Annotated in this window: 19 protein-coding genes; all 19 read right to left on the bottom strand. The window is 35.9% G+C overall.

Annotation, left to right across the window (positions count from 1 at the left end; all coding sequences use genetic code 11):
* Positions 1-64: 64 nt before the first annotated feature.
* Complete coding sequence (lon, locus tag J3U74_RS00355; RefSeq protein WP_267329899.1) at positions 65-2500, bottom strand: endopeptidase La; 2436 nt, start codon at positions 2498-2500, stop codon at positions 65-67.
* 186 nt (positions 2501-2686) lie between these two features.
* Positions 2687-3961: an ATP-dependent protease ATP-binding subunit ClpX gene (gene clpX, locus J3U74_RS00350; RefSeq protein WP_267329898.1), complete on the bottom strand. Its 1275-nt coding sequence runs from the start codon at positions 3959-3961 to the stop codon at positions 2687-2689.
* Positions 3962-3971: 10 nt separating this feature from the next.
* On the bottom strand, positions 3972-4574 hold the full coding sequence (gene clpP, locus J3U74_RS00345; protein ID WP_324099773.1) for an ATP-dependent Clp endopeptidase proteolytic subunit ClpP: 603 nt from the start codon (positions 4572-4574) through the stop codon (positions 3972-3974).
* Positions 4575-4666: 92 nt separating this feature from the next.
* Complete coding sequence (gene tig / locus J3U74_RS00340; protein WP_267329897.1) at positions 4667-5968, bottom strand: trigger factor; 1302 nt, start codon at positions 5966-5968, stop codon at positions 4667-4669.
* A gap of 108 nt (positions 5969-6076) precedes the next feature.
* Positions 6077-7105: a UDP-3-O-(3-hydroxymyristoyl)glucosamine N-acyltransferase gene (gene lpxD / locus J3U74_RS00335; RefSeq protein WP_220218094.1), complete on the bottom strand. Its 1029-nt coding sequence runs from the start codon at positions 7103-7105 to the stop codon at positions 6077-6079.
* Positions 7105-7593, bottom strand: a complete 489-nt coding sequence (locus J3U74_RS00330) for an OmpH family outer membrane protein (protein ID WP_220218095.1) — start codon at positions 7591-7593, stop codon at positions 7105-7107. The genes lpxD and J3U74_RS00330 overlap by 1 nt, the downstream gene beginning before the upstream one ends.
* A gap of 41 nt (positions 7594-7634) precedes the next feature.
* Complete coding sequence (bamA, locus tag J3U74_RS00325; RefSeq protein WP_267329896.1) at positions 7635-10055, bottom strand: outer membrane protein assembly factor BamA; 2421 nt, start codon at positions 10053-10055, stop codon at positions 7635-7637.
* A 25-nt stretch (positions 10056-10080) separates the two neighbouring features.
* Positions 10081-11403: an RIP metalloprotease RseP gene (gene rseP / locus J3U74_RS00320; RefSeq protein WP_267329895.1), complete on the bottom strand. Its 1323-nt coding sequence runs from the start codon at positions 11401-11403 to the stop codon at positions 10081-10083.
* Between the two features lie 13 nt (positions 11404-11416).
* Positions 11417-12259, bottom strand: a complete 843-nt coding sequence (locus tag J3U74_RS00315; protein WP_267329894.1) for a phosphatidate cytidylyltransferase — start codon at positions 12257-12259, stop codon at positions 11417-11419.
* Complete coding sequence (locus J3U74_RS00310) at positions 12253-12984, bottom strand: isoprenyl transferase (RefSeq protein WP_267329893.1); 732 nt, start codon at positions 12982-12984, stop codon at positions 12253-12255. The genes J3U74_RS00315 and J3U74_RS00310 overlap by 7 nt, the downstream gene beginning before the upstream one ends.
* A 59-nt stretch (positions 12985-13043) precedes the next feature.
* Positions 13044-13676 carry a cAMP-activated global transcriptional regulator CRP gene (crp, locus tag J3U74_RS00305; RefSeq protein WP_220219656.1) on the bottom strand — a complete coding sequence of 211 codons (633 nt, stop codon included), beginning with the start codon at positions 13674-13676 and terminating at the stop codon, positions 13044-13046.
* An 87-nt stretch (positions 13677-13763) separates the two neighbouring features.
* Positions 13764-13970: a YheU family protein gene (locus tag J3U74_RS00300; protein ID WP_220219657.1), complete on the bottom strand. Its 207-nt coding sequence runs from the start codon at positions 13968-13970 to the stop codon at positions 13764-13766.
* Between the two features lie 256 nt (positions 13971-14226).
* Positions 14227-15261, bottom strand: a complete 1035-nt coding sequence (locus J3U74_RS00295) for a hypothetical protein (RefSeq protein WP_267329892.1) — start codon at positions 15259-15261, stop codon at positions 14227-14229.
* Between the two features lie 118 nt (positions 15262-15379).
* On the bottom strand, positions 15380-18070 hold the full coding sequence (locus tag J3U74_RS00290) for an inverse autotransporter beta domain-containing protein (protein ID WP_267329891.1): 2691 nt from the start codon (positions 18068-18070) through the stop codon (positions 15380-15382).
* Between the two features lie 461 nt (positions 18071-18531).
* On the bottom strand, positions 18532-20049 hold the full coding sequence (gene purF / locus J3U74_RS00285; RefSeq protein WP_267329890.1) for an amidophosphoribosyltransferase: 1518 nt from the start codon (positions 20047-20049) through the stop codon (positions 18532-18534).
* Between the two features lie 17 nt (positions 20050-20066).
* Positions 20067-20552 (bottom strand): CvpA family protein, encoded by a 486-nt coding sequence (locus J3U74_RS00280; protein ID WP_366518669.1) that lies wholly within the window; start codon positions 20550-20552, stop codon positions 20067-20069.
* A gap of 76 nt (positions 20553-20628) precedes the next feature.
* Positions 20629-21204, bottom strand: a complete 576-nt coding sequence (locus J3U74_RS00275) for an SPOR domain-containing protein (protein ID WP_267329889.1) — start codon at positions 21202-21204, stop codon at positions 20629-20631.
* 12 nt (positions 21205-21216) lie between these two features.
* A complete protein-coding gene (folC, locus tag J3U74_RS00270; RefSeq protein WP_267329888.1) occupies positions 21217-22491 on the bottom strand; it encodes a bifunctional tetrahydrofolate synthase/dihydrofolate synthase in 1275 nt (424 codons plus the stop codon).
* 6 nt (positions 22492-22497) lie between these two features.
* Positions 22498-23388 carry an acetyl-CoA carboxylase, carboxyltransferase subunit beta gene (gene accD, locus J3U74_RS00265; RefSeq protein ID WP_220218106.1) on the bottom strand — a complete coding sequence of 297 codons (891 nt, stop codon included), beginning with the start codon at positions 23386-23388 and terminating at the stop codon, positions 22498-22500.
* Positions 23389-23434: the final 46 nt, after the last annotated feature.

Genomic DNA, 23434 nt, shown 5'->3' with positions numbered 1-23434 from the left:
TGAGTGTGACGTATAAAAAAAAAGATCAACATAGTTATGTTGATCTTTTAAATAAAATTGAAATTTAATTTAAGCTGGTTGGTATTTCAACACTTGTTTTTACTTTTTTTAGCGCTTTTTTGGTAGGTTGTTTTAAAGCAACTTCTCCGGTAATAACTTCCATACCAAACGGATTATTCTGTAAAGCAATAGCAATCACTTCATCAATCCATTTGACCGGCCGAATGTCCAGTTCAGCTTTTACATTATCCGGAATATCTTCCAGATCCTTCACATTATCTTTCGGTATTAGTACCGTTTTAATTCCACCTCTATGAGCAGCTAACAGTTTTTCTTTTAAACCACCAATCGGTAGGACTTCGCCTCGTAATGTAATTTCACCTGTCATTGCGACATCAGAACGTACAGCATTACCGGTTAAAGTCGATATTAAAGAGGTACACATTGCAATGCCGGCACTAGGACCATCTTTTGGTGTGGCACCGTCTGGAACATGCACATGAATATCTCGTTTTTCATAAAAATCACTATTAATACCTAGCTTTTCCGCACGAGAGCGTACGACTGTTAAAGCTGTTTGGATAGATTCTTGCATGACATCACCAAGCGAGCCGGTATAAGTCAATTTACCTTTGCCCGGTACACTTACCGACTCAATTGTAAGTAAATCACCACCAACTTCTGTCCAAGCCAAACCGATAACTTGCCCTATGCGGTTTTCATTATCTGTTTTACCATAGTCAAAACGTTGTATACCTAAATAATCTTTTAAATTATCTTGATTAACAGTCACTTTTTTCAATTTAGGATCTAAAGCCAATTGTTTGACAACTTTACGGCAAATTTTGGCAATTTCTCGCTCTAAACTACGAACACCTGCTTCACGGGTGTAATAACGGATAATTCCGATGATTGCAGAATCATCAATGCTTATTTCTTTGGCTTTTAAGCCGTTATTTTCGATCTGCTTAGTGATTAAATGTTGCTTAGCTATATTCAATTTTTCATCTTCGGTATAGCCAGAAAGCCGAATCACTTCCATTCTGTCTAATAATGGCGCAGGTATATTCATCGAATTTGCAGTCGCAACAAACATGACATCCGATAAATCATAATCAACTTCTAAATAATGATCACTAAATGCATTATTTTGTTCCGGATCAAGCACTTCTAATAATGCTGATGCAGGGTCGCCACGCATATCAGATGCCATTTTATCAATTTCATCTAATAAAAATAATGGATTTTTAACGCCAACTTTTACCATACGTTGGATTAATTTACCCGGCATTGATCCAATATAAGTCCGTCTATGGCCACGAATTTCAGCCTCGTCACGCACGCCACCAAGTGCCATACGCACATATTGGCGACCGGTTGCTTTAGCAATAGACTGACCTAGTGATGTTTTACCAACACCCGGTGGCCCAACCAAACATAAAATAGGCCCTTTAACTTTATTAACTCGACCTTGTACGGCGAGATATTCTAAAATACGGTCTTTTACCCGCTCAAGCCCATAATGGTCTTTATCCAAAATCTTTTGCGCTGCACCAATATCTTTTTTAACTTTACTGCGCTTATGCCAAGGTACCTGTAACATCCAATCAATGTAACCACGAACTACCGTTGCTTCCGCCGACATTGCTGGCATCATTTTTAATTTATTAAGTTCTGCTAATGCTTTTTCGGTAGCCTCTTGAGGCATTTTAGCTTTAGTAATTTTTTCTTTTAACTCTTCATACTCATCAGGTTTATTATCGATATCACCTAATTCTTTATGAATGGCTTTAATCTGCTCATTAAGATAATACTCTTTTTGAGCTTTTTCCATTTGCTGTTTAACACGTTGTCGAATATTTTTTTCAACTTGCAGTAAATCAATTTCTGCTTCCATCAACGAAATAAGCAGTTCAAAACGCTTTTCCAGATTCGTTGTAAACAAAATTTCCTGCTTTTGATCAACTTTTAAAAATAGCGTTGCTGCTATTGAATCGGCTAATTGTGATGGTTCTTTAATTAAGTGAATTGAATCAACAACTTCTTGTGTGACTTTTTTATTCAGCTTTGCATACTCATCAAAATTAGATAAAACAACCCGAATCATTGCTTGACTAACGTCATTGGTTCTTTTCGATTCCTTTGACGGTGCAATATTTGCAATTAAAAAATCATCTTCTTTACGTTCAACAATATCGACAATTTTTGCTCTCTCTACGCCTTCAACCAGCACTTTTACCGTTCCGTCAGGCAATTGAAGCAGTTGTAAAATGTTCGCAATCGTACCCACTTTATATAAATCATTCACATCTGGTTCATCTTGAGAAGGATTTTTTTGCGTAACAAGAAAAACTTGCTTATCCATTTCCATTGCGCTTTCAAGGCAACGAATCGATTTATTTCGACCTACGAAGAGAGGAATTACCATGTGCGGAAAGACAACAACATCACGTAATGGCAAAATAGGCATAATTAATTGGTTAGTTTGTTTTGTTTTCATTTTATTCTCTCTACTAGTACAAACCCATTAAATAAATATGAGGGTCATTTTTAGATATTCAAGCCTATTTTTTCAGTTAAACATGCACTATTACTAAAACATGACAATATTTATGAGAGCTTTTATTTTTATATTAATATGGGGCAGTGCAACTTGCCATCTTACTACAGATGGCAAGGTAATTTATCAAGCAGAAAGTTCCGCATTTTGCCGATGAATCAACTTCGGTGCTTGATTTTTATCAACAGTATTTTTTCGAACAATAACTTTTTCAACATTATCCATTGATGGTAAATCATACATTGTGTCTAATAGTATATTTTCAACAATTGAGCGTAATCCTCTGGCACCGGTTTTACGCTGCATCGCTTTTATCGCTATCGCTTCAAGCGCTTGTTTGTCAAACTCTAATTGAACGCCATCAAGTTCAAACAATGCTTCGAATTGTTTAGTTAATGCATTTTTCGGTTCAGTTAAGATATTAATTAAAGCATCTTTATCAAGTTCAGATAACGTACCAATTACTGGTAATCGACCGATAAATTCAGGTATTAAACCAAATTTAACTAAATCCTCAGCTTCAATTTGCGCCAATAATTCAGATTCTGTCGCTTTATTTTTAGCGCTTTTTACATTAGCACCAAAACCAATTCCTGTATTAGTTGAAATACGGTTTTCAATCACTTTATTCAGACCACTAAATGCACCACCACAGATGAAAAGGATTTTAGAGGTATCAACCTGTAAAAACTCTTGTTGTGGCAGTTTTCGTCCACCTTTTGGTGGAACTGAAGCAATTGTGCCTTCAATAATTTTTAATAAAGCTTGCTGCACTCCCTCTCCCGAAACATCTCGAGTTATAGAAGGATTGTCCGATTTTCGTGAAATTTTATCGATTTCATCAATATAGATGATACCACGTTGAGCTTTTTCAACATCGTAATCACAATTTTGCAATAATTTTAGAATGATGTTTTCTACATCTTCGCCAACATAGCCCGCTTCAGTTAAGGTTGTGGCATCAGCCATTGCAAAAGGTACATCTAAGAATCTAGCCAAAGTTTCGGCTAATAATGTTTTACCACTTCCTGTAGGGCCAATTAATAAAATATTACTTTTACCTAACTCAACATTATTACGACTGGCATAATTGCGTAAGCGTTTATAGTGATTATATACTGCAACAGATAATACTTTTTTTGCTCGATCTTGACCTATTACATATTCATCAAGGTGTTGTCGAATTTCATGTGGGGTTGGTAATGGTTTTCCCATAAACTCTTCATGAGAAAGGAAGTTTTTTGACTCTTCTTTCAAAATATCATTACATAATCCAATGCATTCGTTGCAGATATAACTAGATGACGGTCCCGCAATGAGTTTATGAACTTCACGCTCACTTTTACCACAAAAAGTACAATAGTGTAATTTTTCTGAATTTTCATTATTCACTTTTATCACCTACCTAAATTTAAGATCGTTTATCATATATGGCATCAACTAATCCATATTCAACCGCTCTTTCCGCTGACATAAAATTATCACGATCTGTATCTTTTTCAATTACACTAATATCTTGCCCAGTATGGAATGCCAAAATATTATTTAATCGACTTTTAACTTGTAAAATCTCTTGAGCATGAATTTGGATATCAGAAGCTTGCCCTTGGAAACCACCTAAAGGCTGATGAATCATAACTCTAGCATTAGGTAAACAATAACGCTTGCCTTTTGCTCCAGCGGTTAAAAGCAAAGATCCCATAGAACAGGCTTGTCCTAAGCAGATTGTACTTACATCCGGTTTAATAAATTGCATTGTGTCATAAATTGCCATACCGGCCGTTACCACACCACCAGGAGAATTAATATACAAATAAATGTCTTTTTCGGGATTTTCAGCTTCTAGAAATAACATTTGAGCAATAATAAGATTAGCCATATTATCTTCAACCTGACCGGTCAAAAATATAACACGCTCTTTTAATAGTCGAGAGTAAATATCGTAAGCTCGTTCGCCACGAGAATTCTGCTCAACAACCATTGGAATAACACCCATGTATGGTTCTAAAGGCATTTTCATCTCCTAATTAAATAAAACAGCCCAAACAATTAATCCTTATTTGGGCTTTAATAACAATATTTTGATTAATTAAAACAGCGAGTGAACTAAGATGCTTGCTGGTTCATTAATTCAGAAAACGAATAGTTTTTATCTGTTACTTTAGCACTCTCTAATAAAAGATCGACAACTTGATCTTCTAACGCAACAGACCGAATATTATCCATTGCTTTTTTATCGTTACGATAATATTCAGAAACTTCATTCGGGTCTTCGTATGCAGTTGCAATGTCATCAATTAATGATTGAACACGTGCATCATCGGCTTTAAGTTTATTGCTTTCAATGATTTCACTAAATAATAAACCAACTGATACACGACGTTTAGCTTCTGCTTCAAATAACTCTTTAGGAAGATCCATAGATTGCTTCACATTACCGCCAAAGCGTGACACTGCTTGCTGACGTAATACATCAACTTCACGGTCAACTAATGCTGAAGGAATATCGATTTCGTTGTTTTTAATTAGACCGTCGATAACTTGCGCTTTAATTTTATTACGAATAGTTGCTTTAAGTTCACGAGCCATATTTTTACGAACTTCGTTACGTAAGCTGTCAATTGTACCGTCTGCAATACCAAATCTTTTAATGACTTCTTCAGTCAATTCCGGAAGTTCTAACTCTTCTACTTTTTTCAACGTTGCTGCAAATACTGCTGGTTTACCTTTTAAATTCTCAGCATGGTAATCTTCCGGGAAGGTAACGTTAATATCAAACTGATCTGAAGCTTTGTGCCCGATAATAGCATCTTCAAAACCAGGAATCATTCGACCTTGACCTAACACTAAAACAAAATCGTTTGCTTTGCCGCCTTCGAATTCTTCGCCATCTACTTTACCAACAAAATCCAATGTTACTCGATATTGTTCTTTAGCTGGTTCATTAACTTCTTTCCAAGTGCCTTGTTGTTTACGTAATGTTTCAATCATAGTATCAACATCGGCATCAACAACTTCAGCAACTGGTTTCTCAACTTCGATTTTATCTAAATCTTTAACTTTTATTTCAGGATAAACTTCAAACTCAACAGTAAAAGTGTAATCTTCTCCATTTTTATATTCTTTTGGAGTATAAACAGGTGCACCTGCCGGGTTTAATTTTTCTTGAATAATTGCTTCAACGAAATTTCGTTGCATTAAATCACTTAATGCATCTTGTAAAATAGAAGCGCCATAACGTTGTTCAACAATTTTTAAAGGTACTTTTCCTTTACGGAAACCATCAATACGCACTTTTTTGGCGGTATTAATAAGCTCTTTATCAACCGCTTTTGTAATGTCTTCTGATTTAATTGTAATTGATAAACGACGACCTAAACCTTGTGTTGTTTCAACCGAAACTTGCATCTTTATACCTCGAAATTATTGAATAATATCTGCTCATAATTATTTTAGAATGATAATTGAGCTAAAAAAATTTATAAAATAGGCAAGCATTATACTCACCGTTAACGCCTACGTCGAGACATTTAATAGTTTCTTCTCAAGCGCCTTCAAGCGTTTATTCATTTGATCAATATGTAATACTAACGAAGCCGTTTTTCGCCATACTTTATTTTCTTGCAGTGGAATACCTGAAGAGTAAACACCCGGCTCTGTTATCGGTCGCATTACCATTCCCATACCGGTCACAGTAACTTGATCACATATTTCCATATGCCCGTTAATCACACTCGCTCCACCGATTAAGCAATGGCGGCCAATGGTTAGACTACCGGCCATAATAACGCCACCAGCAACTGCTGTATGGTCACCAATGATATCGTTGTGAGCAATTTGACATTGATTATCGATAATAACCCCATTACCGATAATGGTGTCATCTAATGCCCCGCGATCGATAGTTGTCGATGCACCAATTTCAACATCGTTGCCAATCACAACTCGACCTAATTGAGGTATTTTAATCCATTTACCTTTATCATTAGCATAGCCAAATCCATCAGCACCAATTACTGTAGAGGATTGAATCAGGCAGTTATCACCTATCACACAGTTATGATAAACGGTGACATTAGCCCATAATTTTGTATTGGCACCAATTACAGTATTTTTACCAATAAAACAACCCGCACCAATAATACAATTATCGCCTAGCACTACACCGCTTTCGATAACTGCATTTGCACCAATAGAAACATTGCGACCTAACTTAGCCGTAGAATCAATAACAGCCGATACAGCTATATCTTCAGCCGGCTTGGGCGTGGTATCAAGAAGTTGAGCTAATTTTGCATAAGTAAGATAAGGATTTTTTACAACCAGTGCAGCGCCGTGCCAATGGTTAAGACTGTCTTCAGTCATGACAACAGCAGAAGCGTTACATTGTGATAATTGATTTTGTAATTTTTTATCAGACAAAAAAGTAATTTGTCCGGGTGCGGCACTTTTCATTGATGCAATACCAGTGATGGTTAAATTACCATCACCATGTAACGTTGCATCAAGTTGCTTAGCTAGTTGCTCTAAACGAAAAGCAAACATTATTTTTTAACCTTTTCCAATACTTTATCTGTAATATCAACAGCATCTGAAGCAGATAATGTCGCTTCAGCTTTTAATACAAGATCGTATTTTTCTGTTTCAACAATCTCTTTGACGGCATCTTGAATTTTTTTCAACAATTTGTTAGCTTCTTCGGCTTCAACTTTACGATACTCTTCAGTAAATGCTTTAGCTTTATTTTCAAAATCAGAAACAACTTTGTTTAGTTTTGTTTTTTCAGAAGCTGACAATGTTAAACCGTCTTTTTTAAGACGTGCTAATGCATCATTAGCTTTCTTTTCTTCTTCCGCTAATGCCTTGGCTCTTGATTCAAATTTCTTGTTCAGATCATTGCTAACTTGTTCACGCTGCGGCATTTTTTGCAAGACAGTCATTACATCAATTACGCCAATTTTAATTTCAGCATTTGCCATACCAGTAAAGAGTAATGCAAAACTAATCCCCAAAATACTAATAATTTTTTTCACTTTTTTCACCTATGTGTATTTTATTTACTTATAACATGGAATTACCATGTTGAACCTATATTAAATTGAAATTGTTGTGCTGAATCACCATTATATTTCTTCAATGGTTGAGCATATGAGAACACCAATGGCCCTAATGGAGACATCCACTGAACAGCAACACCTGCTGACATTCTAATATCAGAAGGAGAACTATAGTCAGGAAGATTACGTCCTTTCAAGTCCCATTGAGTATCCCACACAGTGCCAGCATCAAAGAAAACTGATGTTCTTAAACTATCCGAATACTTCTCGCCTGCAAATGGAGTCGGCACAATTAATTCCGTACTTAAAAATGCAATCGCATTACCGCCTACGGCATCTTTTGAGCTTTCACACCCTTTGGTATCACCTAAATTACGACAACCATTGCGATTCAAGTAAACAGCTTTAGGACCAACTGTATTGGACTTAAATCCACGTAAAACGGTTGAACCACCAGCATAGAAGTTTTCGTAGAATGGTAACTCTTTACCACCGAATCCACCACCATAACCTAATCGACCACGAGTTAAAAATATCCAATTATGATCATTATCAAGTGGATAATAGTAAGATGCATCACTTATGAATTTATAGAATCGGTTGTCGAAAACTGGCACAGTCACTTTAGCACTTGCCGTCATTTTCAAACCTTCCGTAGGGAAAAAGCCACGATCTAATGAATTATATGTCCAATAAGCATTTAATAATAAATCGTTGGTATCAAAAGATAATGAATTTTTATCTTTGGTTTTTTCGCCCATTTTATCGAAATAACGCCACATACCATACTGAGGTCTCATATCAGATAATTTATGGTTAGCATATTCAGTACCAAAGCGAAGGAAATTATTTTCACTGATTGGAAAACCTAAGTTTGCTGAAGCGCCCCAGGTTTTACTTGAATATTCAGATTCATCATCATCATCATCGGCTTTATAAGTGTTATAATAAACACTTCCACCTAAGCTAACGCCATCGATAGTAAAGAATGGATCAACAATAGATAATGATGCTGTTTTATCACTACTGGTGGTATTTATATCGAATGAAACGCTATTACCTGTTCCTAACCAGTTGTCTTGAGTGATACCGGCATTAAAACTAATACCACTGTCTGAACCAATACCGACACCTAATTTGATACTACCGGTATTACGCTCCGAGACTTTATAAATGACATCTACTTGATCATCGATGCCTGGTACACGTTCAGTACTTGCTTCAACACTATCGAAAAAGCCTAAACGATTTAACCGATCTTTACCCAGTTCAACTAAACCATTACTTAACCAAGAACCTTCCATTTGGCGCAGTTCTCGCCGAATTACCGTTTCGCTCGATATGTTGTTTCCGCTAATTTTAATATTACGCACATAATAACGTTGACCAACATCAACCATAACGATTAAATTAACCGTATGGTTCTCATCATTCATTTCCGGTTGAATGGAAACATGAGGATAAGCGTAACCAAAGTTAGCAAGTAAGCGTTTGATACTATCTTCAATTTCAGTGATTTTTTTACCATTATACAGTTCACCGATTGATACCTTATCTTGCGCTATTTTGGCAATCGCATCTTTATGGCCGGCAAAATTACCCTTAAAATCCAATTCGGATAGTTTATATTGTTCACCTTCATGAATATTTATTGTAACGTAAATGCCTTTTTTATCCGGCGTTAAACTGACTTGAGTCGATTCAATATTAAAACGTGCATAACCACGATTTAAATAAAAACTTTGTAATTCATCTAAATCAGATGCTAATTTTTGTTTTTGATATTTGCGATCACCAAGCATGTTCCACCAAGGCACTTCATCTCTTAAAGAGAAACGTGAAATTAACTCTTCAGATGAGAAAGCTTTGGCGCCAACAATATTAATTTGATCAATCAAAGCTGATTTGCCTTCAGCAATCTCTAGCTTTAAATCAACGCGATTACGAGATAACGGTGTGACAACAGCCTTAATTCGGGCATTATATTTACCCACACTGTAATAAAAATCTTCTAGCCCTTTTTCGATAGCGGAAAGCATTGTACGATCTAATGCATCCCCTTCCCGAATTCCTGTGCTATCAAGATTTTTCTTGAGCATGTCATCTTTAACAGATTTGTTACCCACGAATGTTATACTTGAAATTGTTGGACGCTCTTCAACAGTAATAATTAATCTATCTCCATCACGAGATACAGTAATATTGTCGAAGTTACCACTTGAGTAAAGTGACTTAATAATATGCCCTAAATCGGATTCGTTAACATAGTCACCAATTTGGATTGGCATTTCAAGCATTGCAGCGCCGACAGTAACACGCTGTAATCCTTCAAATTTAATATCTTTTACAACAAAATCATCCATACAAAATGCATTGGAACTATACACAGCTGTTGTACTAAACAGCAAAGATGCTATAAGTAATTTATTTATTTTCATCGTAAATGTTTATAACCTCATCCCATCACAATCGTAAAAAATCATTAAATAGTGCAATTCCCATTATTACCATTAATAAAACCAAACCAGCACGAAGAAAACGCTCTTGTGCTTTATCTGATAGGGCTTTTCCTCTTATCTTTTCAAAAAACAGAAACATAAGATGCCCACCATCTAACATTGGTAATGGAACAAGATTGATAACCCCTAAGCTTATACTAATAAATGCTAGAAAATATAAGTAAGGAGTAAATCCATAACTTGCTGTTTGCCCTGCGCTTTTTGCTATTGTTATTGGTCCGGATAGATGTTTTAAACCAATAACACCTGTTACTAATTGATAAAGTGAACGTACAGTTAACTGGGTTGTTAATGCTGTTTGTCCTAATGCTTTATCAAATCCTTCTAAAAAACCATACTGCGTTATAACTGCATCAGATGTTGGATAAAACCCTGCAACACCTTCACCATTTTTTTGAACTTTTGGTACAAGCTTTAGATAAATATCTTCATTATTTCGATTTACTTTTAAATCAATAGTACCCGCTTTTTTTATTGTATTTGTAAAATCAACCCAATTTGTACATGGATGCTGATTATAGCTGATAATCATATCGCCTACTTTTAAGCCGGCTTGTTCAGCAGCGGAACCAGGTATAATTTTACTCACAATTGGATAAATTTCCAATGTTTTAGGTATAAACCCAAAAGCTGTTATGGCTGAATCTTTTTCAATATCAAAATGCCAATTGCTAATGTTAACCATTTTATGCACTTCCTGATGATTATCATCATTAACTGCATTATCAATATAAGAAAAATCAACCTGAGATTTTCCCATAGCTGAAATCAACGCTAGGTTAACATCATTCCAGCTTTCAACCTTCACATTATTAACTGTTTTTAACTCTGCTCCAGCGGGTACGCCAACTGTCGCCACAGGAGTAGAAGGTATTATATCTCTTATTTTAACAGGATAAGTTGCTACGCCCATTAAAAATATAATCCAATAAATTATCAGCGCTAATATAAAATTAGCGAAAGGCCCGGCAAATACAATTGCTGCTCGTTGCCAAATCTTTTTTTTATCAAAAGCAAATTTTTCACTATTTTCTGATAATTGAGCTGTTCTTCCGTCGAGCATTCTAACATAACCACCAAGCGGAATCATAGCAATTACCAATTCTGTTCCACTTGAAAATTTATGTGACCATAGTTTTTTGCCAAAACCAATGGAAAAACACTCTACTTGAACACCACACATACGGGCAACCAGAAAATGCCCATATTCATGTATGGTCACCAATATACTGATAGTTACAATAAATAACAACAATGACCAAAGCAAAATCAATAACCCTTTATAACAGATACAAAGATAAAGTAGCAAATACAGGAACGGCAGCAGTTAAACTATCTATACGGTCTAAAATTCCACCATGGCCAGGTATAAGGTGCCCACTATCTTTTATTCCCGCTTCTCTTTTAAACATGCTTTCAGTTAAGTCACCCAAAACGGAGACTAGAATGGCGCATAAAGAACTAATCAAAAATAAACTGAATGAAATTTTAAAGAAAAATGAAAAGTAAGCTATAACACAAATTATTGTGGACAAAACTACGCCACCAATGAAGCCTTCGATAGTTTTTCCGGGTGATACTTTTGCCGCTAATTTTCGTTTACCAAAAGTACGACCTGCAAAATAAGCACCAGTATCAGTTGCCCATACTAGCACAAATACATACAGCAACCAAATAGCCCCATGATAAGAGTTAAAAACATAATTAATCGATCGTAATTGAATCATGCCTATAAAAAACGGAACTAAAGTGAAAAACGCAAATAATAACTTTATGACATTACAATCAGACCAATATTGGGTACTTTTAGGGTATGTAGCAACCAGGCATAATGCAACTAGCCACCAAATAATCGATAAATACAATATCACTTTATATAGACTCGCTTTAAATGTTAATGAGTCAGGCATAAAATAAAGTACACTGAGCAAAACAATAGCAATTAACGTAAAGATTAACTTTGATTGTTTTTGATTAATATGCAGAAATTGAGTCCACTCCCATGCAGCAAGCCCACAAACCAAAATGATTATGCAGGAAAATACCGATAGTGGTGCAAAAAATAAAATAATGATTACAAGTGGGATAAGCACAAGTGCCGCTAAAATACGGTGAATTAGCATGTATGATCCTCATTACGAACGCCACCAAAACGCCGTTCTCTATTGTTAAATTTGTTGATCGCCTCATCAAATAAGGTCTGACTAAAGTCAGGCCATAATACATCTGTAAAATAGAATTCAGAATAAGCAATCTGCCATAATAAGAAATTACTTATTCGATATTCGCCACCGGTACGTATAACTAAATCGACATCAGGAAACTCACTCATGCTCATAGCAGAATTAAAATGATCTTCTGTAATATCATCGACACTGATTTTACCTTCTACCACTTGCGTTGCCATTTTTTTAGCTGATTGCAGTATATCCCACCGGCCGCCATAGTTAGCTGCGATATTAAGTACCAAACCGGAGTTATCTTTGGTTAACTGCTGAGCTTTAATAATCATATTTTGTAGCTCATCATTAAAACGTGAGATATCACCAATGATATTCAACCGCACATTATGACTATTGAGTTTTTTGATTTCTCGATTTAAAGCATAGATAAAAAGCGCAAGTAACGCCGAAACTTCTTTTTCCGGGCGTTTCCAATTTTCACTGCTAAAAGCATACAAAGTCAGTACTTTTATATTGATACTTGCCGCATACATAACAATTTTTCGCACCGCTTTTAAGCCTGCTCGATGACCAATAGTTCGTAATTGATTACGTTGTTGAGCCCAGCGACCATTACCATCCATAATTATAGCCACATGACTTGGAATACATCGTTCTTTTGTCATGTAATATCTCGTAATATATCATTCATTGTTCAAATTATGTTTTATTAATGTCGATTCGACTAACGGGTACCATAAACGACAATTGTTTTGCCATGGGCAGATATTAAGTGCTGATCTTCCAGCATTTTCAATATTCGCCCAACGGTTTCACGGGAACAACCAACAATTTGCCCAATTTCCTGACGGGTAATTTTAATCTGCATTCCATCGGGATGAGTCATTGCATCCGGTTGCTTAGCTAAGTTTAATAAAGTCTGTGCTATGCGTCCAGCAACATCTAAAAAAGCTAAGTTACTTACTTTTTCAGAGGTCACCTGCAATCGGCTGGCCATTTGGCTGGCTAAACGCATAAGGATATCGGGATTGACTTGAACAAGTTGTTTAAACTTTTTGTATGAAATTTCGGCAACCTCACAGCTGGTTTTTGCTTTCACCCAAGCTGTTCGCTCAGTTCCTTCTTCAAAGAGACCAAGTTCACCAAGAAATTGATTTTGGTTTAAATAAGACAAAATCATTTCATTGCCGTCATCATCTTTAATTAATACAGCAACAGATCCTTTTAAAATATAATAGAGAGTTTCGGCTTTTTCTCCTTGATGAATGAGGGTGCTTTTAGCAGGATATTTATGAATATGGCAATGAGATAAAAACCATTCTAATGTCGTATCCGTTTGCTGTTTACCAATCATTATGCCATCCTCTCCATTTTACTGACTTCTTGCACACTATAACAAAGTTACACAATAAATTATATAATAATATACAATCATTTTAAGTCGTTATCTGACAAGTTTGATATCAATTGTTTGATGAAGTTCAGACCAAAAGATTGCCGCTCTGCCATCTACCAATTGTTGCTTAACATCATTAACTTTATCTTGTAGGGATTTTTCTTCTAACCCATAATCAGTCCCTTCACGTAACACAAAGTATTGTATAAGATTATTTAGAGTTTCAGGTTCAAGATCCTGCCAAGAAATTTTCATCATTGATTGAATTAAGTTAAATTTTCTCTATTTTATAACATAAGGTGAGCAATAAAAAGGGTGAGTTTACGTTGAATAATCAGACAGAAATAACAAATGTAAAATTTACGATCAAATATAGGTTTAAGGGTTAAAATAATAAAAGGCTCATTATTTAAGTTAAACAAGATACCTTAACACTAATACTCATTAAAAAGCATAATTATAAAAAAACCACTCTTTCGAGTGGTTTTTAATTTCACAACATGATTTAAAATTATAAACCAGTAGCTTTAAGATTAAATCCTTGCGCACCAGCTTCATAACCATTAGTTGATGTTGTATAAATGGTGTTGTGCTTACCACCATTAACATCACCTAAGTAGATTGTATCGCCATTAGCTCCTGATACACCTTGAGCTGTAGTTAATGCGTCATTAGATGCAGTTACACCAGCATAAGTACCGCTTAATGTCCATGTTATAGTATAGTTAGCTGTTTTTTCTGATTCGCCATTATTTGGTAAGCCGTCACCATTATCATCGTTCCATATTATAGCAGCAAATGTTTCGCCGTATTTAGGTGCTGGAGCGCCAGCAGCGGTATAGTTAACACTTCTATCTATAGTACCACTACCATTGGTTTTAAAGATACCTAACTTAGTATCATTGCCTTCGATAGGACCTGTACCGTTACCGCCGTTAGTATCACCCGGACCGAATGGACCACCGGTAACAGTGTCTAACTCTACTTTATTACCTTGGTGATCAGGAACTGTATTGGCCCAAATATCGTTTACATATAACCATTCGTTTTCAGCTGGTAAACCATAGGTAGTTTTTTCTTGAAGTCGGTAACCAACTACTTCAGCACCGGCAAAGTCATTAGTAATTTGGAAAGAAATTATACCTTCTTCATCAGTATTGGTGGCAGTAAAAGTTACATTATTAACTTTATCCCAAGTAGCGCTAGTTCTATCTTTTTTGATATAAACTTCAAGTGTATCTTTTACAACTTGAGTGCTATCTGTATCACCATCGGCATCTCTTAAATCATATTTAAGATGAATCCAGTCGCCCACTTTAACTTTATTTTTAACGCCATTAGTATCACCAACAAGGTTATTACCAGCTTGGTCAGTAGTTACAGTAAGGGTCATGGTATGTTCAGTATTAACGTTTTTAGAAAACATTACAGGCTTATTACCTTGGATTGGGCTTGATGCAGTACCATCTACGGCATAAGCACTACTTGCTGTAAAACCAGCGATAAATAAGCCTAATGCCACTTTTTTAATTGTTAGATTTTTCATGTTTAACTTCCTATTTTTCTTTAAATTAACATGTTGTATTTATATAAATACACCATTTTCGGGTGTTCCCTATTAGGTTACCTAAGTATTTGATGTACCAGGTAACCGAAACTTATTATTAATTAACGCTAACTTGCAACTTAAACCCTTGGTCGCCAGCGCATGCCGGTAGCGAGGTATTAATTGGAGTCCAATCTATGTATGATGGCGCCCCATTAACTGCACTAATACTTGTTCCGGATGAAGCATAACTATTCATGTTAAGGCTTCTAATTGTATAGTGAGCATTTATCCCCATACCTACGTTAAACCATGGACCGGTAGGATTATCAATTGCGTTTGGTAGTGCAGCTGTTGTTGCATTCCCCGGACAAGCGGAACTATTATCATCAACCAAAGACCACACTACAAAAGGATCAGTGATTTCAGTTGTACCATCTACACTATAAGCTTTGACATAGTACTCATTGCCAACTTTCCATTCGTTTGGACCACTTGGTTCAAATTGAAGGGTATTACCAACGGTGCTCGCAACTAATACGCCGTCACTACGATAAACTTTAATTAAACCAGCTTGGCCACCAGCAAAGTCTACAGACGCTTTATTAAATGATGTACCATATTGATCCAATGCAACTGTAAAATCTACGACGCCAACAAAATTGGATGCAACGTCAATGGTGTAAGTATCACCTAATGCTTCAGCACCTGCGGCAGTCGAAGCTTTATCAGAAATCTTACCGCCCTTCTTAACTTGTTCAAATGATTTAACAATAATACAAGGCTCTTTTGACGGGCAAGAATTTACATTGCCTGAAGTACCATCAATCAAGTTTACTTTCGTACCGTTACTTGTAGCTGTCCATAAATTTAAAACTGATGACTGGAATGTTTTACCAATTTTTTGCATCAGTAAAGCATCACTGAAACCGTCAAAATCATCTGCTAAGCTCCAACTTCTTGTCGCACCTGATTTAGGTTTTACTAAGCTAGCTAATAACGTTACGCTATTATGTCCATCAGCATCTTGATTAATTAGTGAAGTTGGATTACCTGTTTGATCTATCGCCCATACACCAACTTTACGAAGCTCAGGGTTAGGTAATACTTCAAACGAAACTGAATTAGATGTTGCTGTTTTACCACGGTTATCCGTTACCGTTACCGATAATGAATATCTACCATTAGTTCTAACTGGATGACGGTCACCATTGTCATCTAAATAGTTAGGGGCAATAATTTTCCAGTTATTGAGTTCAGCCGGTGGATTTGCCCATGTAGAAGTTGTACAAATTCCTATATTAGAACATAAGAAACCGCCTCCGGCATCAATATCTAACATATCGCCTGACCATGTTAATTTAGATAAGCCTTTAACATTATGAGCACCAATTGTGACACCATAGCTGTGTCCTTCAATCAATTGAACTGCTTCAAGCCCTAAATCAACTGTCATTTTCTTGTCTTTATATTCAAGAACAATGAAGTTATTACGATCTACGAAATCCGTACGGCTACCTTTTAAGGAGCGTGCAAGTTGAACCATATCAGGATCAAGTTGGTCTTTCAGTGGCACGCCAATACGATAATCAAGTGTTAACTGCGCATTAGTAGCTTTTTTACTATCTTGACCATGCTTGTGTTCCGCTTTAATTGTAATAAGAGGAACTGGCGTATAATCAACACCAAAAGTTAAAGCACTCGGATTTTTTTGTAGATTATCTTTACCAAATAGCGCAACTTTATCACCAAAGTATTTTTCATACATAAGTGAACCACCTAAATGTGGATACTGAGGTAAATAGCCTTGGAAACGGACATCATAACCTTTCGCTGCTCTTTCTAAGTAATCATCAAAATCTTTGGAATCTTTCCAATCAGATAGTGGATGATAATAGTTCACCGCTAACTTCATGTAATCACTCCAAGCTTCAGCACCAATACCTAAACGGTTGTGCGAACGTTGGAAATCATGATCTAAAAATACGTTATAGCCAAGTAACCATTTATTATCTGCCACATCCCAACGTTGACCGATACCAAAGTTACCTATACGTCGATTGTGTTCATATTCCTGAAATGACAATTGAGTAAAGATTAATGTACTGTCAGTATCATACCAAGGACTAAACAATTTAAGATTAACGTTATCGAAGCTGCCTTTATCACTTAAGTTAAATTGTAATTGAGCTTTACCAAAACGACCTAAGAAGTCTTGTACAGTATTGCGTACCGGATCGACAACTTGATTTTTAACGCCATTACGAATGTAATCTTCGGCGTATTGTTTACCTTTATTTCTTAAATGGCCTGATAAACCACCATTTTCTGCAGAAGTAATTGATTTCCAATCTTGTGATGCTAACGTTTGTAACGTTGAAGCGATTTGAGTTGCAAGCGCATCTTTATTTTGCTTAGGATCATAGTTATCATCAGAACCTAGACTAGGTAGATTTTCATACTTATCTGTTTTATTACTGTTTGTAGTAAGTGCAGGTAAAACTTGTGAGTTTTCAGGTAGAACTAAAAGTTCACCAACATCAACAACATCTTTTTTATCAAATCGACCAGCATTCATTTCTCGCAACTCAGAAACAGAAATGCCACTCACAAGTGCGATTTGATATAAGCTACGCCGTTCATTATTGATCATCTCACGAGCTTTTACGCCGTTTTTCAATTCAAACACTTTATTACTATCAACAGTATTTGACGACACTTTGGTATCCACTGCATTAGCAACTGATTGCCAACCCAACGCGGCAATAACAAGTGCTGATACTACTGTAAAATTAAGATTCTTTCTCATCTTAATTATTCCTTATATTCCACTGACAAGCGTATGAAACAAAACTTTTAATTCTGATACCGCATCGTCGTTATTAGTTGTGATTTTTAAAAATATTACCAAAATAGTTTATTGTTTTTAATATTACTATTTTTTGTTCTTTAAATTTCTTTACAAAAGTAATTAAAGTTACGGGAATTTTATTACAAAAAAGTCATTTAGCAAAATATTTTATTAGTTTTTTTTAACATTTTTGTAAAGATATTTTTTATCTTTAATTATCAATATGTTATAAAACAGAAAAAAACAAAAAAAGTAACAGTTTTGAGTAATTTATTGAAAATAATGACATTAACAATAACATCAAAAGAGAAAAAATTGAAAAAAATGTCATGTTAATTGTGATTTAGGTAAAAAAAAACTTGAAATTGATACTTCAAGTTTTTTTCTATGTTTGCTGTCCGATATCAAGACAATTAAAATCATTGTTCTTCGTTATAAATTTCCAGATTTTCAGACTCTTTAAAGGTAGGCGAATTTTTGATTGTACTTCTTTGCTGTTCTAAAGAAGAAAAATAACGGCTATCAATTCCTTCCGTAATATATTTACCGTCAAATACTGAACACTCAAAATGTTCAATTTTCGGGTTTTCTTGTCTAATTGCATCAATTAAATCAGTGAGATCTTGAAAAATAAGTTTATCAGCACCAATGTCATGAGCGATTTCATCAACTGTTCGATTATAGGCAATGAGTTCACTTGCTATTGGCATATCAATACCATAAACATTTGGATGTCTGATTTCCGGCGCAGCGGAAGCTAAATAAACTTTTTTGGCACCCACTGAACGCACCATTTCTAAAATTTTTTCCGAAGTAGTTCCCCGCACAATGGAATCATCGACTAACAGAACATTTTTACCTTCAAACTCAATACGATTAGCATTGAGTTTTCTTCTAACCGATAGTTTGCGGGCGCTTTGACCCGGCATAATAAATGTTCGACCAATATAACGATTTTTAACAAATCCTTGCCGATAAGGTTTATTTAATATTCTTGCGATTTCTAAAGCTGCATCACAGGAAGTTTCGGGAATAGGAATAACAACATCGATATCAATATCTTTCCACTCTCTGGCAATTTTTTGTCCCAGCTTTTGCCCCATTGAAATGCGAGATTGGTAAACCGATACCCCATTCATTAATGAATCAGGTCTGGCAAAATAGACATATTCAAATATACATGGATAGTTTTGAGGATTATCAGCACATTGTTGAGCGTAAAGTTGGCCATCTTGAGTAATGTAAATCGCCTCACCGGGCTCGACATCTCGCATAAACTCAAAGTCAAGAATATCGAGTGCAACACTTTCCGATGCAACCATATATTCAACCTTTTGATTTTCAACCACCCGTTTACCAATCACTAATGGGCGGATGCCATATGGATCACGAAATGCGACTAAACCATGTCCAATAATCATTGCAACACATGCATAAGCACCTTTTATAATATTATGCAAATTATGTATTGCTGTGAAAATATTATCTGCACTGAGTGGATAAGTGGGAAACTTATCTAGCTCGCTGGCAAAAACATTAAGTAAAACTTCAGAATCTGAATTGGTATTGATATGACGTCTGGCAAGTTCGAATACTTTATCACGCAGTTGATCTGTATTAGTTAAATTACCATTGTGAGCCAGTGCAATGCCGTAAGGGGAGTTGACATAAAATGGCTGGGCTTCAGAAGGACTGGAGCTACCAGCAGTCGGATAACGAATATGCCCAATACCTAATTTGCCTTGTAAACGCTGCATATGATGTTCTTGAAACACATCTTTAACTAAACCATTTGCTTTGCGCAGGCGAAAACGATTTTGCTCATCGATAGTCACAATACCGGCCGCATCTTGCCCCCGATGTTGTAAAACCGTCAGGGCATCATAAATTGATTGATTAACAGTGCTACATCCTACAATACCTACCACACCACACATACGATGCTCCCTAAGACTTACTGTACTAAAAATGAAGACGATTGTTGGATAAAATCAAAAAACCACCGAATAATAAAATGGAAGTGTGGAATTAATTGTGATTGAGTCCAATATGGTGATTGGGATAAAGGCGTAAAGGTATCGACAAAAAAGAGTACTGCCGCTACCACTAAAATGCCACGCAAAACCCCAAAACAGATACCTAACACACGATCAGTTCCCGACAGCCCGGTTTTTTGAACTAATTGAGCGATGATATAAGAAACAATCCCACATACAATTAATGTCGCAACAAAGAGAATAGCAATTGCCACCGCAATACGGATAATATCGCTTTCAAAAAAGGTTAGATAGCCAGTAATATAGACATAAAAACGGCTAGCAATAAAAAACGCTAAAACCCAACTGATTAATGATAATGCTTCACGAACAAAGCCCCGCACTATACTAATCAAAGCGGAAAAAACAATCACACCGATAATCGTAAAATCAACCCAATTCATCATAATAACTCACAATTTTATTTAAATAATTTTTATTTTAATTACAGTCAATACCCATAATGGGTATCAGAAAATTTTAATTAGGGATAATAATACCTTTTAACTTTGTTAAATTATTTAAGCTACTAATGACTTGCTCTGCTTGTTCTTTTTTAGCATAAGGCCCCACTTGTAGTTTAATCAACTGATTTGGTTCGGGATTTTTAGGTATTACTATTACGTTATAATTATTAAGTCTTAATAAAGCAACTAACTCTTCAATTTTTTGTCTATTTTTAAGCGCAGTTAGTTGTATCATGTACGGTTTAACTTCTTGCTCAGTCGAAGTTGTAGTCGATGTTGCTGTAGAAGAATCGGTATTATCATCGGTAATATCAGACGGCGGTATTGAGTTGAGATTTTGGTCTGAATCCGGCGTGTATGACACATCATAATTATTAGTCACATTATTATCGGTAAATGTCACTTCTTGATTCTGCTGATTGACAACTTCGGGCTGTAATATTGGGATAGTTGAAGTGTGTTGATTCGATTTATCTGTAATAATTAACGGCGCAACCGCTGCAATTATAAGCAGTAATGTTGCAAAACCCACAAGCTGATTTCTAATTGTATTTTGATTGCTGTTATTGTTTTTTTGATTTTTAGTCATAATAAAAGTCACTTAACAGTCAAATTCAGCTAAAACATCTGATACAGTATAAAATGAACCACAAACAACAATAATATCATCTTCTTGTGCATCTTGCACCGCCTTTTGATAAGCATCAATGACGGTATCAAACGTCAAAATATTGTGCTCATGATTGTTTAATAAATATTGTTTCAATACTTCAGCCTTACAACCTCGCTCACCATAAAGTGATGCACAATACCAGTTATCACCATTTAATACCGCTAAAGTACTTTTAATATCTTTATCTTTAAGCATACCAATAACAAACCGTACTTTACCTGCTATTGCTCGCTCTTTTTTCAAATTTGCTAACTGTTTAGCTAAGTAACTTGCGGCATGTGGATTGTGGGCGACATCTACAATCACAAGTGGTGAATTTTGGATAATCTGAAATCGCCCCGTTAAACTAGCATCAGCAAGACCTTGTGATATTGCTTCTTGAGTAATGTTGATAGAGGAATAAGTTAATGCCGCCACCGCTGTTGCAGCGTTTGCTAAAGGAACGTTGGGCATAGGGAGATGTTGATATTGTTTGACTGGGGAGTCAAATTGCCACAAGTTTTTATCGATCTGCTTGTAACGCCACTCTTGATTTACTCGATAATATGGACAGTTTACTGATTTTGCAACATCTAAAATTGATGCCGGTATATCCGGCTCGCCAATAATAGCAATGCTATTTGATTTAAAGATCCCTGCTTTCTCACGCCCGATACTTTCACGATTGTCACCTAAATAATCGGTGTGATCAATATCGATTGAGGTGATAACAGCCACATTCGCATCAACAATGTTGGTTGCATCAAGTCGACCACCAAGGCCAACTTCTAAAATGGCAACATCGAGTTTAGCTTGTTTAAACTGATAAAGTGCCGCTAACGTACCATATTCAAAGTAAGTTAACGAAATATCCCCACGTGCTTTTTCAATTTCAATAAATGCATTAATGGTATCTTGATCTTTTGACTCGTGATTATTTATCCGAACTCGTTCAGTAAAACGCAACAAATGCGGTGAGCTATAAACACCAACTTTTAAATTAGCGTTTAGCAGCATCATTTCAAGCGTGCGACAGGTCGTCCCTTTGCCATTGGTGCCGGCAACGGTAAATACATAAGGAGCAGGTTGCAACAATTCAAGCCGCTTTGCGACAGTTTTAACCCGTTCAAGTCCAAGTTCAATCGTTGCCGGATGCAATTGCTCTAAATAACAAAGCCATGTCTTAAGATCTGACATGGCATCTGGTTTTTTATGTTGTTGCATGCTCAATTAATCTGTCTCGTAATTGCTGACATCGTTAAAAGGATTAGGCAATTTCATTAATTTTGCCAGTAAGCTAGCAATTTTCGGTCGCATATCTTTGCGATGAATAATCATATCAATTGCGCCTTTTTCAAGCAAAAACTCACTGCGTTGAAAGCCTTCTGGTAACGTTTCACGAACAGTTTGTTGAATAACTCGAGGACCAGCAAAACCGATTAACGCTTTAGGCTCGGCAATATTGATATCACCAAGCATAGCAAGGCTTGCTGAAACCCCACCCATGGTAGGGTCAGTCATTACTGAAATATAAGGTAACCCTTCATCTTGCATTTTGGCCAAAATAGCACTGGTTTTTGCCATTTGCATTAAAGAAAATAGCGCTTCTTGCATTCTTGCCCCACCACTGGTGGAAAAACAAATTAACGGACATTTATCTTCAATTGCCTGCTCAGCCGCTCGAGTAAATAATGCCCCCACAACAGATGACATTGAACCGCCAATAAAAGCAAATTCAAAACAAGCAACAACAACCGGAATACCGTGTAATGTACCTTTCATTACGACCATCGCTTCTTTTTCGTGTGTCTCTTTTTGAGCGGCAGTTAAGCGATCTTTATATTTTTTAGTATCTTTAAATTTTAAGATATCTTTTGGTGAAAGTTCAGAACCGATTTCAACATCAGACCCTTCATCTAAAAATCGATACAACCGCACACGGGCAGGTATATGCATATGGTGATCACATTTAGGGCATACTTCTAAATTACGGTCTAATTCCGCTTGATAAATAATTTGTTCACAATTACTACATTTAGTCCAAACACCACCTGGAATATTCGCCTTCTTATGATCTGACGATATGTTATTTTTACTTAGAATTTTTTCAATCCAGCTCATTATGATTCTCTCATTCTGGTACGCTTTATAAATATCAGCGTATTGT

The sequence above is a fragment of the Gilliamella sp. B3892 genome (assembly GCF_026536305.1).
GTDB lineage: Bacteria > Pseudomonadota > Gammaproteobacteria > Enterobacterales > Orbaceae > Gilliamella.
The sequence above is the reverse complement of the archived record's forward strand: the minus strand, read 5'-3'. Positions and strand labels throughout refer to the sequence as shown.

Bases quoted from the DNA above. Each gene is read 5' to 3' on its own strand.
- lon (WP_267329899.1), bottom strand. From the start codon at position 2,500: ATGAAAACAAAACAAACTAACCAATTAATTATGCCTATTTTGCCATTA.
- clpP (WP_324099773.1), bottom strand. From the start codon at position 4,574: ATGCCTTTAGAACCATACATGGGTGTTATTCCAATGGTTGTTGAGCAG.
- tig (WP_267329897.1), bottom strand. From the start codon at position 5,968: ATGCAAGTTTCGGTTGAAACAACACAAGGTTTAGGTCGTCGTTTATCA.
- lpxD (WP_220218094.1), bottom strand. From the start codon at position 7,105: ATGTTTGCTTTTCGTTTAGAGCAACTAGCTAAGCAACTTGATGCAACG.
- bamA (WP_267329896.1), bottom strand. From the start codon at position 10,055: ATGAAAATAAATAAATTACTTATAGCATCTTTGCTGTTTAGTACAACA.
- J3U74_RS00315 (WP_267329894.1), bottom strand. From the start codon at position 12,259: ATGCTAATTCACCGTATTTTAGCGGCACTTGTGCTTATCCCACTTGTA.
- J3U74_RS00310 (WP_267329893.1), bottom strand. From the start codon at position 12,984: ATGACAAAAGAACGATGTATTCCAAGTCATGTGGCTATAATTATGGAT.
- J3U74_RS00300 (WP_220219657.1), bottom strand. From the start codon at position 13,970: ATGAAAATTTCTTGGCAGGATCTTGAACCTGAAACTCTAAATAATCTT.
- J3U74_RS00295 (WP_267329892.1), bottom strand. From the start codon at position 15,261: ATGAAAAATCTAACAATTAAAAAAGTGGCATTAGGCTTATTTATCGCT.
- J3U74_RS00290 (WP_267329891.1), bottom strand. From the start codon at position 18,070: ATGAGAAAGAATCTTAATTTTACAGTAGTATCAGCACTTGTTATTGCC.
- purF (WP_267329890.1), bottom strand. From the start codon at position 20,049: ATGTGTGGTGTGGTAGGTATTGTAGGATGTAGCACTGTTAATCAATCA.
- J3U74_RS00280 (WP_366518669.1), bottom strand. From the start codon at position 20,552: ATGAATTGGGTTGATTTTACGATTATCGGTGTGATTGTTTTTTCCGCT.
- J3U74_RS00275 (WP_267329889.1), bottom strand. From the start codon at position 21,204: ATGACTAAAAATCAAAAAAACAATAACAGCAATCAAAATACAATTAGA.
- folC (WP_267329888.1), bottom strand. From the start codon at position 22,491: ATGCAACAACATAAAAAACCAGATGCCATGTCAGATCTTAAGACATGG.
- accD (WP_220218106.1), bottom strand. From the start codon at position 23,388: ATGAGCTGGATTGAAAAAATTCTAAGTAAAAATAACATATCGTCAGAT.